We start from the raw sequence: 14,076 nt of genomic DNA, 5'->3' as shown, positions 1-14,076 counted from the left end.
GTCCGCCGGTGCGGTCAGCTCTCCAGGCGGGCCAGGATGCGCGGACCGAGGTCCGTCACGTCACCGGCGCCCATGGTCAGAACGAGGTCCCCGGGGCGGGCCATTCCCGCGACCACGTCCGGGATCGCCGCCATGTCGTGCTCGGCGCGCACGTCGGCGCCGGCGGCCGCCGCGGCGTCGATGATCAGGGCGCTGGTGACGCCCGGGACCGGGTCCTCGCGGGCCGGGTAGATGTCCAGGACGACCGAGGCGTCGGCGAGGGCGAGGGCCTGGCCCATCTCCGTGCCGAGCTCCTGGGTGCGGGAGAACAGGTGCGGCTGGAAGACGACCAGGAGCCGCGCGCCGGCGGCGGCGCCGCGGATGGCCTCCAGGTCGGCGGTCATCTCCGTGGGGTGGTGCGCGTAGGAGTCGATGACCTGCACGCCGCGGGCCTCGCCCTTGAGCTGCAGGCGGCGCTTGACGCCGGTGTACTTGCCGAGCGCCGAGGCGAGGTTGTGCACCGGGATGCCGAGGGCGACGCCCGCGGCGAGGGCCGCGACGGCGTTGTGCGCGTAGTGGCTGCCGGGCACGGAGACGGTGAAGGTCAGCATCTTGCCACCGAGCAGGACGGTGACCTCGCTGGTCAGGCCGCGCGGGTTGACCTTGAGGACGCGGACGTCGGCGTCCTCGGCGGTGCCGTAGGTGACGACCTCGATGTCGTAGCGGCCCGAGATACGCTCGGTCAGCTCGCGCGCGCCCGCCTGGTCGGCGGCGACCACGAGCGTGCCGCCCGGGCGGATCCGGCCGACGAAGGTCTCGAACGACTCGTAGATCTCGTCCATCGACGCGTAGTTCGCGTGGTGGTCCAGCTCCACGTTGAGGATGATCGCGACCTCGGGCGCGTACTTGTGGAAGCTGCGGTCGCTCTCGTCCGCCTCCGCCACGAAGATCTCGCCGACGCCGTGGCGCGCGTTGGAGCCGGGGGCGTCCAGGTCGCCGCCGATGGCGTACGACGGGTCGAGGCCCAGGGCGTCGAGGGAGACGGCGAGCATCGACGTCGTGGTCGTCTTGCCGTGGGTGCCGGCGACCGCGATCGGGCGCAGGCCGTCCATCAAGCGCGCGAGGGCGTCGGAGCGGTGCACGACGGGGATGCCGCGCTCGGCGGCGGCGGCCAGCTCGGGGTTGTCGGCGCGGATGGCGCTGGAGACGACGACGCAGGTGGCGTCCTCGGCCAGGTGCTCGGCGGCGTGCCCGATGTGCACCGTGGCGCCCAGGGCGCGCAGGGCCTCGGCGGTCGGGGAATCCTTGGCGTCGCTGCCGGCGACGGCCGCGCCGCGCTGCGCGAGGATCTTCGCGATGCCCGACATGCCGGCGCCGCCGATGCCGATGAAGTGCGGTCGGTCCATCGTCGTGGGGACGGCCGGTGCCATGTGCGGAGCTCCCTGGGGTCGGGGTACGGGAAAACGACTCACCGCGATTCTTGCACCCCGCGACGGCGGCCCCGCCCGCCCCCGTCATACGGACCGGATGAGCCCTCCCGCCAGCCCCGCCGCGATGGCGGCCGTGCGGCTGTCCACGCCGAGCTTGCCGTAGATGTGCACGAGGTGGGTCTTGACCGTGGCCTCGCTGATGAACAGGCGGCGCGAGATCTGCTTGTTGGCCAGGCCTTCGGCGAGCAGCCCGAGGATCTCGGTCTCGCGCGGCGACAGCGCCGGGCGGCCCGACCGCACGCGGCCGAGCAGGCGCGCGGCGACGGGCGGCGCGAGGACCGTCTCGCCGCGGGCCGAGGCGCGGACGGCCGCGGCGACGTCCTCGGGCGGGGCGTCCTTGAGGAGGTAGCCGGTCGCCCCCGCCTCGACGGCGGCCAGGATGTCGGCGTCGGTGCTGTACGTGGTGAGGATCAGCACGGCGGGCGGCTCCGGCAGGGCGGTGATGCGGCGGGTGGCCTCGACGCCGTGCATGCCGGCGCCCATCTGCAGGTCCATGAGGACGACGTCGGGCCGGGTCCCGCAGCCGAGCAGCCGCAGGGCCTCGGCGCCGTCGCCGGCCTCGCCGACGGCCTCCACGCCGGGGAGCTCGTCGACCATGGCGCGCAGCCCGCGCCGGACGACGGGGTGGTCGTCGACGATCAGGACGCGGACGGCCTCGCGGACGGCGCCTTCCGGGTGTGCCGGCCCGCTCATGCCGCGGCCCCCTTCCGCCAGGGGCGGGCCGCCGGGCCCGCCGGTGCCCCGGAACCCAGGGGCACCACCGGCACCACCGCTGCGATCGCCGTGCCCTCGCCGGGGGCGGACTCGACGGTGAGGGTGCCGCCGAGGGCGGCGATGCGTTCGCGCATGCCGTGCAGGCCGAAGGTCCGGCGGCCGTCGGCCGGGTCGGCTCCGGGGGTGAAGCCGATGCCGTCGTCGTAGACGTCGAGGGTCACCTGGCCGTCGAGGAAGGCGATGGTGACGGCGGTGTGGTCGGCGTGGGCGTGGCGGGCGGCGTTGGTGAGCGCCTCCTGGGTGAGGCGCAGCAGGGCGACTTCGGTCTCCATGGGGAGGGCGCAGGGGTCGCCGTCGAGGCGGAAGACGGCCCCCGGGACCGTCCGCTCGGTCACGCGGCGCAGCGCCTCGGGCAGCGGCGCCTCCTCCAGGGCGGGCGGGGTGAGGGCCCGGACGAAGCGGCGGGCCTCGGCGAGGTTGTCGGCCGCGGTCCGCCCGGCCTCCCGCATCCGGGCGCGGGCCGCCTCCGGGCTCGCGGTCTCCGCGGCGCGGGCGAGCAGGACGATGCTGGACAGGCCCTGGGCGAGGGTGTCGTGGATCTCGCGGGCGAGGCGCTGGCGCTCGGCGAGCCGCCCGGCCTCGCGCTGGGCGGCGGCGAGCTCGTCGCGCGTGCGCAGGAGGTCGTCGATGAGCTGCTGGCGCTTGCGGCTCTCCCGGTAGAGCGCGGCGTAGCCGTAGCCGGTCAGGATGGCGACCACGGCGCCGGCGACGGGCCCGATGACCTTGGCGGCGGTCAGCCCGCCCGGGGCGCCGGCCTGGGCGGCCACGACGGCGGCGGTGGCCGCGGCGACGGCCGGATGCGCCCAGCGGACCGGCATGGCGTGCAGGAACAGGAAGAAGAGCGGGAAGGCGACGTAGCTGAAGCCGTGGTCCATGGCCAGGAGCAGCAGCCACAGCGCGGTGACGGCGGCGAGCCAGGGGCCGGGGCGCCGGGTGCTGCGGACGATACCGAGCCCGTAGACGGCGGCGAGCACGGCGGCGGGCGGCAGCACGGCCACGGGGGCCGTCCCGGCCAGGGCGGGGCCGGCGGCGATGACGAGCAGCACGTAGAACACACCGTGCACCGCAAGCCGGACGAGCCGCAGGGAGGGCATCTCGGCACCGGCACCACCGAGGAGGTCGGACCGGTCCGCGGGGCCTGCCGGGCCGGTCCGGCCGGTCCGGCCCGCCGACCTACCCGGGACCACGCCGGTCCCGAGACCGCCCCGGGCAGACCCATCCGGCGCCGCGCCGCCCACGAGACCGTCCCGGGCAGGACCGTCCGCCAGGCCGTCCCCCGCTGCGCGACCCGCAGGGCCAGACCGCGCAGGACCCCCCGTAGGGCCGCCCGCAGGGCCGTCCAAGGTCGCGCCGTTCGTTGTGTCCTCCCGCTCGCCCGTGTCCGCGGCGGTTCCGGTTCCCGTGGTGCTTTCGGTGTTCGTCCCGTCGGACTGCGCGCCCCGCGGCTCGCTGCCGGTGCCGGGCCGCAGGGCGTGCCACCTGGAGCGGGCGGGTACGCGCGCGTGCCCGGTCGTGGTCTCGGGGGCGGGGAGGCTCGTTCGACTCACCCGATCGAGCGTACGGGCCCGCGCCCGGGGGACCCGGCCCGTAACCCTCAACCGTTCGATTGATTTTCGGGTGCACCGGACGTACGGGGTGCGGACCCGTCCTTGCCCTGATGGCGGCGGGGCGCCCGCGCGGGACCGTGGAGGCGTCCTGACAGAGCCCGGGAGGGGTCCTTGTTCGTCGCGCTTCGTGACATCCGTTTCGCCCGGGGGCGGTTCGCCCTGATGGGCGCGGTCGTCGCCCTCATCACCACGCTCGTGGTCTTCCTCTACGGCCTGACCGACGGCCTGGCGCGGGAGGCGTCGTCCGCCGTGGCCGGGCTGCCCGCCGGCCGGATCGTCTTCGCCGCACCCGCCGGGGCCGCGCCGGAGGTCTCGTTCTCGAACAGCTCGGTGGACGCCGGGCAGCTGCGCGCCTGGCGGGAGGCGCCGGGCGTCACCTCCGCCGAACCGGTCGGCGTGGCGATGACCCGGCTGACGGCGGGCGGCAAGGCGTCGTCGGTGAGCGTGTTCGGCACGCCGGACCGCCTGCGGCCCGCGCTCGTCTCCGGCTCCGCCCCGGACGGCCGCGGGGTGGCGGTGAGCGAGCGGCTGGCGCGCGAGACGGGGGTGCGCAGGGGCGACCGCGTCACCCTCGGTACCGAGGAACTGACCGTCTCGGGCATCACCGCCGACCGCAGCCACGGCCACGCCCCGAGCGTGTGGACCACCCTGCCCGCCTGGCACCACGTGACTCACCAGGCGCAGCCGACCGCGCTGGCCGTGAACGGCGGCGGCCGGCCGGACGGCCCCGCCGCGCGGACCACGAAGGCGGTCGGCGTCGGCGCGGCGCTGGACGGCATCGACGGGTACGCGGCCGAGCACGGCACCCTGCGGATGATCCAGGGGTTCCTGTTCGTGGTGAGCGCCCTGGTCGTCGGGGCCTTCTTCACGGTGTGGACGGTGCAGCGCAAACCCGACGTCGCGGTGCTCAAGGCCGTGGGCGCGAGCAGCGCCTACCTGGTGCGGGACGCCCTCGGACAGGCGGCGGTCGTCCTGGCCGCCGGGGCCGCGCTGGGCGCCGCGGCGGGCGCGGCCGGCGGAGCGCTGGCGTCGGCCTCGGTGCCGTTCGAGCTGGGTGCGGCGACCGTCGCCGTACCGGTGGCGGCGATGGTGCTGCTGGGTCTGGCCGGCTCCGCGCTCGCCGTGCGCCGCATCACGTCCGTCGATCCGCTGACCGCCCTGGGAGCCTCCCGTTGAGCACCGCGCCCGTTCCGTCCCCCGCCCTGTCGCTGGAGGCCGTCGGCCTCACCTACCCGGACGGCGACCGCAGGCTGACCGCCCTCGACGCGGTCTCCCTGGAGGTCGCGCCCGGGGAGCTCGTGGCCGTCGCGGGGCCGTCCGGCTCCGGGAAGTCGAGCCTGCTCGCGGTGGCGGCGACGCTCCTGCGCCCGGACGCGGGCCGCGTGACCGTGGCGGGCCGGGACACCGCGCGGATGAGCGCCCGGGCCCGTACGGCACTGCGCCGGGAGCGGATCGGCATCGTCTTCCAGCAGGCGAACCTGCTGCCGTCGCTGACCGCCGAGGAGCAGCTGCTGGCCGTGGAGCACGTGCGAGGCCGGAGCGTGCGGGGCGGGAGCGCGCGGGCCGCCCGGGCGCGGGTGGCGCAGCTGCTGGAGTCGGTGGGCCTGGATGCGGCGAAGCGGCGCCGCCGCCCGCACCAGCTGTCGGGCGGCGAGCGCCAGCGGGTGAACATCGCCCGGGCGCTGTCAGGGGGCCCGTCCGTCCTGCTGGTGGACGAGCCGACCTCGGCGCTGGACCGGGAGCGCGGCGAGCAGGTCGTGGAGCTGCTCGCCGAGGTGACGCGGGCGCACCGGACGGCGACGGTGCTGGTCACGCACGACCGGGAGCTGCTCGGCCGGGCGGACCGGGTGCTCACCATGGCCGACGGACGGCTGTCCATGGCCGACGGACGGCTGTCCATGGCCGACGGGCGGCTGCGCTGACCCCGCGGGCCCGGGACCCGCGGCGGGAGCCGCCCCCGCCGCGGCCGGGTCACGGCTCCTGCACGTCGCCCAGGGCGTAGTCCTCTTCGTCGTTGTGTGCGTAGAGCTTGAGCACGGGGACGCCGACCTTGTGCCGGGCCCGGGAGGCCCAGTCGCGGTGGAAGAACTCCTCTACCAGGTGCGGCGCGGTCAGCACGATCACCTCGTCGGCGTGGGTCTGTTCGACCACGGACCGCAGCAGGTCCAGCGGGTGGCCCTCGATGAGCTGTCCGACGGCCTCGCAGCCCGCGTCCCGGAGGCTGCGGAGCGAGTGCTCCAGGGCCAGGGCCGCCGGCCGGAGGGCCTGCTCGCCCTCGGGTTCGTCCGCCTCGTGCACGGCCTGCTCCAGCTCGCCGAGCGCGACGTCGTCGATGGCCCGGAGCAGCCGGTCCTCGGCGCCTCTGGGCTGCATGAGGACCACGAAGGACATCTGGTCGTCGTGCAGGGTGGTGACGAAGTCGACGTCGGTGGCGGACAGCGGCTGCTCGATCATCAATACGCTCGTGAACACGGTGGAAGCCCTTCTCCTTCGTGGGCCACCGGCCCAACGGCCAAAAGAAACCATCCTGCGTGCCCCCTGGGCCCGCCTGTTCCGATCATGTGCCCCCTGGGGAGCGTCCGATTCAATTCTGCCCACCGACGGCTAACCGGAACGGGATATTCCGCCGATTGTCAGATCCTGTGGTACCTGCTGAAGAGAAATCCTGCCTCTTCGAGGAGCGAGGCGAGGACGAATCGTTCCGGCAAGGGCATGTCCGGGCCGTTCACGATCCGGGTCGCGGTGCCCCCGGCGACCATCGGGGCGAGCGTCAGGCACAGCTCGTCCAGCACCCCGGCCGCCGCGAACTGCCCCAGCAGCCGCGGGCCGCCCTCGGTGAGCAGCCTGGTCAGCCCCCGTTCCGCCAGCACCTGCGGCACCCGCTCCGGGTCCACCCGGCGCCCCTCGCCCGCCACGAGCACCTCGGCCCCGGCCCCGCGCGCCGCGGCGACCCGGTCCTCGGGGGCGTCCTCGCCCGTCAGCACGAGGGTGGGCACCAGGGGCTCGGTGAAAAGCGGAAGAGAGAAGTCCAGGTCGAGCCCCGCGCTCACGACCGCGATCGCCGGCGCGGGCCCCTGGCCGAGCGCCGCCCGGCGCGCCGCGAAGGCCTCCCGGGCCCGCGCGGGCCGGTAGCCCTCCTGCCGTACGGTCTCCGCGCCCACGATGACGGCGTCGGCGAGCCCGCGCAGCGTCCCGAAGATACGCATGTCGGCGTCGGAGGACAGCGGCTGCGAGCGCCCGTCGTGGTGGGCCGCGCCGTCCAGCGAGGAGACCATATTCGCGCGCAGCCAGGCGTGGCGGGCCGGGCCCGGCTCCTCCGGGTACGCGTAGACCTCGGCCAGTTCGTCCAGCTCCCAGGTGCGGTCCTCCTGCGCGGAGGCCCGGGCCGCGGCCGAAGGGGAGGGCGAGGCGGAGGAGGTGGAGGGTTCGAGCGGGAACAGGCGTCGCATAGGCCGCAGTGTGACATGCCTCGCTCTTCCGGCGGCCGCCGGCCGGCGGACAGCGGCTACGCTGGAGAGCTGTGTCAGCCACCACCGCCTCCGCTTCCGGCGCAGCCGCCTCGCCGGCCCCGTCGGCCCCGTCCGACGCCCCGGGCCCGATATCCGGCGCCGGTACCGGCTCCCCCGTCGCGCTCACCTCACGTGCCCCGCACGTGCCGGCCGACCGCCTGGTCGCCGAGATGGTGCCGCCCCCGCGCTTCGGCACGGTGCGCTTCGACAACTACATACCGGCGCCCGACCAGCCCAGCCAGGCCGAGGCCGTCCAGGTCCTCGGCGGCTTCGCGGCCGGCCTCGGCGCCGCCCCCGGCGGCGGCCGCAAGCGCTGGTTCCGGCGCGAGGCGAAGCCGGCCGCGCCGTCCGGCCCCCGCGGCGTCTACCTCGACGGCGGGTACGGCGTCGGCAAGACCCACCTGCTGGCCTCCCTGTGGCACGCCACCCCGGCCGCCCCGGAGCAGAAGGCCTTCGGCACCTTCGTGGAGCTGACCAACCTCGTCGGCGCCCTGGGCTTCCAGCAGACCGTCCGCACCCTGAGCGGCCACCGCCTCCTGTGCATCGACGAGTTCGAGCTCGACGACCCCGGTGACACCGTTCTCGTCTCCACGCTGCTGGGCAAGCTGGTGGAGGCGGGCGTCGCGCTCGCCGCGACCTCCAACACGCTGCCGGGCAAGCTCGGCGAGGGCCGCTTCGCCGCCGCCGACTTCCTGCGCGAGATACAGGGGCTGTCCGCCCACTTCCGCCCCCTGCGCATCGACGGCGAGGACTACCGCCACCGCGGCCTTCCGCAGGCCCCCGCCCCGTACGACGACGACACCGTCACCCGTACGGCTGAAACGACCGAGGGCGCGTCGCTCGACGCCTTCCCCGCACTGCTGGACCACCTCTCCAAGGTCCACCCCAGCCGCTACGGCGCGATGTGCGACTCCCTGCAGGCGGTGTGCCTGACCGGCGTCGAGCCGGTGCCGGACCAGTCCACGGCCCTGCGCCTGGTCGTCCTGGCCGACCGGCTCTACGACCGCGAGATACCGGTCCTCGCCTCCGGGCGGCCGTTCGACGAGCTGTTCAGCGAGGAGATGCTGAACGGCGGCTACCGCAAGAAGTACTTCCGGGCGATATCCCGCCTCACCGCGCTCGCCCGCGACGCGAAGCCGTTGGTGACGCAGCCGCAGTAGCGACGGCCGTCCGGCCGTCCGGCGGATCCGTGCCCGGCCGTGGCCGTGGCCGTAGCCGCGCCATCGCAGGATGCCCGCCGCTGCCGCGGAAGGACTGCACCGACTGCACTGCCGCTACGGCGGAGGCCGCACGGCGAGGCCCGGCGGAAGGCGCAGCGGAAGGCACAGCCGCCCCGGCCGGAACGACCCGGAAGCGGAGCCGCCCCATCCGGAGCCACCCGGAAGCGGAGCCGCCCGCCCGGCCCGCTCCACAAGCGGTGAGCCCGCCCCGCGCGCACCCTCGCGCCAGCGCCTACGGCCTCCCGCCCGGTGCGCCCGCGAGCCGCCGCGGCGGGACTGCCGTGCGGCGGCCCGGAGAGGGAGGGTGTGTCCGGGCCCGGCCCCGGGCTTTCCGCCACCGCCACCGCCAGGAGCACACCATGGCCGTCATCGTCACCTTCGACGTCCCCGACGGGGGACAGGACCTCTACGAAGCCGTCATCGCCCGCGTCACCGGCGGGCAGGGCTTCACCAGCCTCGCCGACATCCCCGCCGCCGGGCTCATCGCCCACATCGCCGGCCCCCTGGAGGGCGGGGGATGGCGGGTGACCGACGTCTGGGAGTCACCCGAGGCGCTGGAGGCCTGGGCCAAGACCCTCGGCCCCGTCCTCGCCGACCTCGGCCACGCCGACCTGCAGCCCGTCATCACCCCGGCGCACAACGTCGTCGTCGCCTGACGGCCGGCGGGCGCGAGGGCCCCGCGCACCGGGCATGCGGTGCGGCATACAGTGCCGTGGTGATCCCCATCCCCCGCCGTCGGCCGGCCCGTCACGCCCTCGCGCCCGCACTCGCCGCACTGCTCTGCCTGCCCCTCGCCGCGTGCGGCGGCGGCAGCTCCGACGCGGCCGAGCGCACCAAGAACCCGCCGCCCCCGAGGACTTCGGCCCCGGCGCCGCAGCCGCCCTCCGCGCAGTCGCCCTCCGCACCGCCGTCGGCCGCGCCCACGCTCCCTGCGGGCCCCGGCGGCACCACCCCCGTCTTCTCCCACGGAAGGCGCGACGGCGCAAAGCGCGTCGCGCTCACCTTCGACGCCGATATGACGGCGGATCAGGACGGGCGCGCCGCACGCGGGGAGCGGTTCGACAACCCGCAGCTGATCACCACGCTGCGGCGGCTGAAGGCCCCCGCCACCGTCTTCATGACCGGCAAGTGGGCCGAGCAGTACCCCGACCAGGCCAGGTCCATCGGCAGCGACCCGCTCTTCGAGGTGGCCGACCACTCCTACAGCCACCACGCCTTCTCCACCCCCTGCTACGGCCTGCCCGCCGTCGCACGCGGCACCGCCCGCCAGGACGTGGAGCGTGCCTTCGCCGCCTTCCGCAAGGCCGGAGTGGAGCGCATCGTGCCGTACTTCCGCTTCCCCGGCGGGTGTTACGACCAGGCGGTCCTGCGCGAGCTCGCACCGGCGAAGGTGACCGCCGTGCAGTGGGACGTGGTCAGCGGGGACGCCTTCGCCAAGAAGGCCGGCCCCGTCGCGGACCAGGTGCTGGCGCAGGTGAAGCCCGGCTCCGTCGTGGTGATGCACTGCACGCGCAGCGCGGCGCCCGTCACCGAGGAGGCGATCCGGCGCATCGTGCCGGAACTGCGGGCCCGTGGCTACGAGCTCGTCCGGGTCTCGGACCTGGTCTCGGACCTCATCGCCGGGGGCTGACCGTCAGCCGGAGCACGCCGTGCGCTGGGCCTCCTGCCACTCGCAGACGGGGCACAGGGTGATGCCGGGGCGGTCGGCGGGGTGCTCGGTGGGCTTCGCGCACTGCACGCAGTCCGCGAACGCCTCGTCCTTGTGGTCGCTCATGCCCCCATCGTCCCCCATGAGGCATCTCTCCATGAGGCGTCTCCCCATGAGGCATATCCCCATGGGGTACAGAGCTCACGTGCGCCGGGAGGCGAGCGCGCAGGCCACCGCGACGGCTCCGGCCGCCAGGGCGCCCGCCGCGGCGAGCGGCAGCCACGGGATGCTCACGACACCGGTGCGGGAACCCGTGACCAGTCCGGTCACGGCGGCCCTCGCGGGCGACACCCCGGCGAACAGCACCAGGAACGCGGCGAGCACCGTGGACGGCACCGCCCACGCGGTGCTGCGCAGCAGCGGGCGGTTGCACAGCGCCCCGACCGCCGTCCCCAGCAGCGCGCAGACCACCGCGGCCGCCAGCCCCGCGGCGATGGCGGACCCCATGGGGACGACCGCCCGCCGGCCGGTGGTGTGCGGGTCGCCGACCGCCGCGACGACGGCGCTGCCGGCGACGGCCAGCAGCAGCGACGCGCACAGGGCGACGCCGACCGCGGCGAGGTGCGCCCGCCAGGGCCCCGCCGCGGCGGCGCTGCAGTCCCTGGCGGCGGCCGGCTCGTTGGTCACGCACACCCGGACGAGCCACGCGGTGACGGGCAGCAGCGTGGCCGCCGCCCACCCGGCACAGTCGAGGACCGGCTGCCCGCCCTGCACCCCGACCCCCATGGAGGCGCCGTACAGGAGCAGCGGCGGCAGCCAGCGGTGGGACCGCAGGAGGAGGGCGGCCTGGTAGCCGAGCAGGGCGATCACGGGTGCGGTACCTCCGTCACGGAGCGGATGTGCCACGGCGGGCGGGCGGTGAGAAGCGCGCGGAGCAGGGCGTCGGAGTGCGGGGCGGCGACGGTGAGCGCGACGGCGCGGTCGCGGGCCGGCTCCACGGTGGGGGTACCGGGGAGATCGGGGGGAAGGACGGCTCCGGGCGGGCCTTCGGCGACGATGCGGCAACCACTCGGCCCGTCCGGCGTTTGAGGACCAGGGTCCGGGGCGGAGCCCCGGTCAGGGAAGACCGCTCCCCCCTCCACCCGCAGCACCGCGTCCGCCGCCCCCGCCAGCCGCCCCGGATCGTGGTCGACGAAGACCACCCGCGCCCCGCCCGCCACCCGCTCCCGGACCGCCTCGTCCAAGAGGCCCCGTGACGCCGGGTCCAGTCCCGTCCACGCCTCGTCCAGGACGAGCAGCCCGGGCGTGCCCATGAGGCCCTGCGCGACGGCGACCTTCTGGCTGGTGCCCTTGGACAGCTCGGACAGCGGCGTACCGGCGTACGCACCGGCCCCGAACCGCTCCAGCCAGTCCAGCGCGCCGCGCGAGGCGGCCGCGCGGCCGAGGCCGTGGATGCGGCCCAGCCGTGTGAGGTACGCGCCCGCGGTCATCGGCAGCGCGGCGGGGAAGCGTTCGGGGACGTAGGCGGTGCGGGGACGCCCGGTGATCCGGCCGGCGCTGGGGGCGTCGATGCCCGCGAGCAGGCGCAGCAGCGTGGACTTGCCGCTGCCGTTGGCGCCCTCGACCCGCAGCAGGCTGCCCTCGGGAATGCCGAGGTCGACGTCGCGCAGTATCCACGGCCCGCCCGGTCCGTAGCGGCGGCCCACCCCCGTGAGTCTCATCCCCTCACCTTAAGGGGCTCTGCCGGGCGGCTGGCAGACTGGTGGCCGTGACCAGCCCTGACGCACCCCAGTTCGTCCTGCCCCTCGTCGTACGGATCGAGAAGGACGTCCCGCCCGCCCGGACCGACGCTTTGGAGACCGCGGCGCGTGCCGTGCTGACGCTCCTGGCGGACGAGCGGTCCGGCACCGGCAGCGACGGCGAGGACGGCGAGTGGGCGCGGGCGGTACGGGACTGGCAGGACTCCCGGATCCGCAAGGTGGTGCGCAGGGCGCGCGGCGCGGAGTGGCGCAAGGCGTCGGCGCTGCCGGGCATCACGGTGACCGGTGAGCGGGCGGAGGTGCGGGTCTTCCCGCCGGTGCCCCTCGACGGCTGGCCCAAGGAGCTGGTGAAGCTGCAGGTGTCGGGCACGGACCTGGACGACCCCGGGCCGCCGGCGGCCGCGGACCCCGCGCGGCCGGTGCTGTGGATGAGCCCGGAGCTGGAGATGTCGGCGGGCAAGGCGATGGCGCAGGCGGGCCACGGCGCCCAGCTGGCGTGGTGGGGGCTGGACGACGCGGCTCGCGCGGCCTGGCGCGAGAGCGGGTTCGCGCTGTCGGTGCGCACGGCGGATCCGGAGCGCTGGGCGGAACTGGCGGCGAGCGGGTTGCCGGTGGTGCGGGACGCGGGCTTCACGGAGATCGCGCCGGGCTCGTGCACGGTGGTCGCGGAGCACCCCACGCTGCGCTGCGGAAGTGTCCGGAGGGGCTGACGGGGCTCACAGAGAGACCTGTGATACTGACGGGCAGAACATCTGTTTTGGCGCCAGGGGGTAAGAAGTTGTCGAAAAGGACCGCGCGCGGCGCGACGGCTCTCGTCACCGCGGGCGCCGTCGTCGCGCTCGCGATGGGCCTGACCGCCTGCGATCCCGACGAGCAGAAGGACGGCGGCAAGTCCTCCGCCCCGGCCTCCTCCCAGGGCTCCGGGCAGAGCGCTCCGGCGGACGGCGGGGCGGAGGAGAGCAAGAAGCCCGAGGAGAAGTGGGACGGCAAGGTCAAGGTGCTCGGGGACGGGTCGACGTCCTACACCGGCCCGCAGCCGGACCAGCCCAAGCCGGAGAAGCTCAAGCCGGGTGAGAAGCCGCCGCAGTTCGTGGTCTTCTCCTGGGACGGCGCGCTGGAAGGCGACGACCGCCAGTTCTCGCACTTCCGCCAGGTCGCCAAAGAGAACAACGCGAAGATGACGTTCTTCCTCACCAGCATGTACCTGCTGCCGAAGTCGAAGGCGTCCCTGTACAAGCCGCCGCAGCACAAGCCCGGCGACGCGGCGATATCCTTCGCGACCGACCCGCACATCAAGGACACCCTGGTCCAGCTGCGCGGCGCGTGGCTGGACGGCAACGAGATCGGCACGCACTTCAACGGCCACTTCTGCGGCGGCAAGGGCGGCGGCGACTGGAGCGTCGCCGAGTGGAAGAGCGAGATCGAGCAGTCGTACTCCTTCGTCGAGAACTGGAAGACGAACACCGGCCTGAAGAGCCTCCCGCCGCTCCCCTTCGACTTCAAGAAGGAGCTGGTCGGCGGCCGCGCCCCGTGCCTGGAGGGGCAGAAGAACATGCTGGCCGCGGCGCAGCAGTTCGGCTGGCGCTACGACGCGAGCTCGCCGGGCGACTTCCAGATCTGGCCGTCCAAGATCAACGACATCTGGAACTTCCCGCTGCAGCTGCTGCCGTACCCCAAGAGCGAGAAGCAGGTCCTGTCGATGGACTTCAACTTCCTCTACAACCAGTCCGGCGACAACACCAAGGGCGACCCGGCCAAGTACGCGGAGTGGCGCAAGCTCACCCGGGACGGCTACCTCAACGGCTTCGAGCGCGTCTACAACGGGAGCCGGGCGCCGATGTTCGTCGGCAACCACTTCGAGGACTGGAACGGCGGCATCTACATGAAGGCCGTCGAGGACGTCGTGAAGTCGGTCTGCAAGCGGGAGGGGGTGCGCTGCGTGTCCTTCAAGCAGCTCGCCGACTGGCTGGACGTCCAGGACCCCAAGGTCCTGGCGAAGTTCCGCGGGCTGGACCCGGCGCAGTCGCCGGACTGGTCCACGCTGGTCAAGTAGGGCGACACCGGTCACGTAAGGCGCAGGGCGCGGGGC

General features: G+C 74.8%; 15 protein-coding genes. 7 read left to right on the top strand and 8 right to left on the bottom strand.

All coding sequences use genetic code 11. The annotated features are described in order from the left end of the window. Positions 1 to 14: 14 nt before the first annotated feature. From murC to FGW37_RS25270, 3 genes are all read right to left on the bottom strand, one after another. A complete protein-coding gene (murC, locus tag FGW37_RS25280) occupies positions 15 to 1,409 on the bottom strand; it encodes a UDP-N-acetylmuramate--L-alanine ligase (RefSeq protein ID WP_179083143.1) in 1,395 nt (464 codons plus the stop codon). An 84-nt stretch (positions 1,410 to 1,493) separates the two neighbouring features. Further along, positions 1,494 to 2,162, bottom strand: coding sequence for a response regulator (locus tag FGW37_RS25275; RefSeq protein ID WP_179083142.1), 669 nt, complete (start codon positions 2,160 to 2,162; stop codon positions 1,494 to 1,496). Beyond that, entirely contained in the window at positions 2,159 to 3,337 is a 1,179-nt protein-coding gene (locus FGW37_RS25270) for a sensor histidine kinase (RefSeq protein ID WP_179083141.1), read from the bottom strand. Before FGW37_RS25270 ends, FGW37_RS25275 begins: the two co-directional genes overlap by 4 nt. A 624-nt stretch (positions 3,338 to 3,961) precedes the next feature. Between FGW37_RS25270 and FGW37_RS25265 the strand changes: the two genes are divergently transcribed. Both FGW37_RS25265 and FGW37_RS25260 read left to right on the top strand, forming a co-directional pair. Further along, positions 3,962 to 5,026, top strand: coding sequence for an FtsX-like permease family protein (locus tag FGW37_RS25265; protein WP_179083140.1), 1,065 nt, complete (start codon positions 3,962 to 3,964; stop codon positions 5,024 to 5,026). After that, entirely contained in the window at positions 5,023 to 5,772 is a 750-nt protein-coding gene (locus FGW37_RS25260) for an ABC transporter ATP-binding protein (RefSeq protein ID WP_246430545.1), read from the top strand. Before FGW37_RS25265 ends, FGW37_RS25260 begins: the two co-directional genes overlap by 4 nt. A 49-nt stretch (positions 5,773 to 5,821) precedes the next feature. On the opposite strand, the gene FGW37_RS25255 is transcribed toward FGW37_RS25260, so the two are convergent. Next, positions 5,822 to 6,322: an indole-3-glycerol phosphate synthase gene (locus tag FGW37_RS25255; protein ID WP_179083139.1), complete on the bottom strand. Its 501-nt coding sequence runs from the start codon at positions 6,320 to 6,322 to the stop codon at positions 5,822 to 5,824. A 161-nt stretch (positions 6,323 to 6,483) separates the two neighbouring features. Beyond that, entirely contained in the window at positions 6,484 to 7,299 is an 816-nt protein-coding gene (locus FGW37_RS25250) for a pyrimidine reductase family protein (RefSeq protein WP_179083138.1), read from the bottom strand. Positions 7,300 to 7,370: 71 nt separating this feature from the next. Between FGW37_RS25250 and zapE the strand changes: the two genes are divergently transcribed. The 3 genes from zapE (at position 7,371) to FGW37_RS25235 (ending at position 10,209) form a co-directional block, all read left to right on the top strand. Beyond that, positions 7,371 to 8,519: a cell division protein ZapE gene (gene zapE / locus FGW37_RS25245; RefSeq protein ID WP_179083137.1), complete on the top strand. Its 1,149-nt coding sequence runs from the start codon at positions 7,371 to 7,373 to the stop codon at positions 8,517 to 8,519. 419 nt (positions 8,520 to 8,938) lie between these two features. Continuing rightward, a complete protein-coding gene (locus FGW37_RS25240) occupies positions 8,939 to 9,235 on the top strand; it encodes an antibiotic biosynthesis monooxygenase family protein (RefSeq protein WP_179083136.1) in 297 nt (98 codons plus the stop codon). A gap of 59 nt (positions 9,236 to 9,294) precedes the next feature. After that, complete coding sequence (locus tag FGW37_RS25235; protein WP_179083135.1) at positions 9,295 to 10,209, top strand: polysaccharide deacetylase family protein; 915 nt, start codon at positions 9,295 to 9,297, stop codon at positions 10,207 to 10,209. A gap of 3 nt (positions 10,210 to 10,212) precedes the next feature. On the opposite strand, the gene FGW37_RS25230 is transcribed toward FGW37_RS25235, so the two are convergent. The 3 genes from FGW37_RS25230 to FGW37_RS25220 all read right to left on the bottom strand — a co-directional run bounded on the left by FGW37_RS25230 (position 10,213) and on the right by FGW37_RS25220 (position 11,948). Beyond that, positions 10,213 to 10,353 (bottom strand): hypothetical protein, encoded by a 141-nt coding sequence (locus FGW37_RS25230; RefSeq protein WP_179083134.1) that lies wholly within the window; start codon positions 10,351 to 10,353, stop codon positions 10,213 to 10,215. 75 nt (positions 10,354 to 10,428) lie between these two features. After that, positions 10,429 to 11,097 carry an ABC transporter gene (locus tag FGW37_RS25225; protein ID WP_179083133.1) on the bottom strand — a complete coding sequence of 223 codons (669 nt, stop codon included), beginning with the start codon at positions 11,095 to 11,097 and terminating at the stop codon, positions 10,429 to 10,431. Beyond that, the gene (locus FGW37_RS25220) at positions 11,094 to 11,948 is read right to left on the bottom strand and encodes an ATP-binding cassette domain-containing protein (protein ID WP_179083132.1); all 855 of its coding nucleotides are present in this window, start codon (positions 11,946 to 11,948) and stop codon (positions 11,094 to 11,096) included. Before FGW37_RS25220 ends, FGW37_RS25225 begins: the two co-directional genes overlap by 4 nt. Positions 11,949 to 11,995: 47 nt before the next feature. On the opposite strand from FGW37_RS25220, the gene FGW37_RS25215 reads away from it, so the two are divergent. Both FGW37_RS25215 and FGW37_RS25210 read left to right on the top strand, forming a co-directional pair. Then, positions 11,996 to 12,697, top strand: a complete 702-nt coding sequence (locus FGW37_RS25215; RefSeq protein WP_246430544.1) for an aminoacyl-tRNA hydrolase — start codon at positions 11,996 to 11,998, stop codon at positions 12,695 to 12,697. A gap of 68 nt (positions 12,698 to 12,765) precedes the next feature. After that, complete coding sequence (locus FGW37_RS25210) at positions 12,766 to 14,040, top strand: polysaccharide deacetylase family protein (protein ID WP_246430543.1); 1,275 nt, start codon at positions 12,766 to 12,768, stop codon at positions 14,038 to 14,040. The last annotated feature ends 36 nt before the right edge of the window (positions 14,041 to 14,076 follow it).

Source organism: Streptomyces rectiverticillatus, assembly GCF_013394065.1.
Classification (GTDB): Bacteria; Actinomycetota; Actinomycetes; order Streptomycetales; family Streptomycetaceae; genus Streptomyces; species Streptomyces rectiverticillatus.
Note: the sequence above shows the minus strand (reverse complement) of the source record. Positions and strands in the feature narration are given on the sequence as shown.

Excerpts from the sequence above, each read along its gene's own strand:
- murC (WP_179083143.1), bottom strand. The coding sequence starts at position 1,409 with ATGGCACCGGCCGTCCCCACGACGATGGACCGACCGCACTTCATCGGC.
- FGW37_RS25275 (WP_179083142.1), bottom strand. The coding sequence starts at position 2,162 with ATGAGCGGGCCGGCACACCCGGAAGGCGCCGTCCGCGAGGCCGTCCGC.
- FGW37_RS25270 (WP_179083141.1), bottom strand. The coding sequence starts at position 3,337 with ATGCCCTCCCTGCGGCTCGTCCGGCTTGCGGTGCACGGTGTGTTCTAC.
- FGW37_RS25250 (WP_179083138.1), bottom strand. The coding sequence starts at position 7,299 with ATGCGACGCCTGTTCCCGCTCGAACCCTCCACCTCCTCCGCCTCGCCC.
- FGW37_RS25240 (WP_179083136.1), top strand. The coding sequence starts at position 8,939 with ATGGCCGTCATCGTCACCTTCGACGTCCCCGACGGGGGACAGGACCTC.
- FGW37_RS25230 (WP_179083134.1), bottom strand. The coding sequence starts at position 10,353 with ATGAGCGACCACAAGGACGAGGCGTTCGCGGACTGCGTGCAGTGCGCG.
- FGW37_RS25220 (WP_179083132.1), bottom strand. The coding sequence starts at position 11,948 with ATGAGACTCACGGGGGTGGGCCGCCGCTACGGACCGGGCGGGCCGTGG.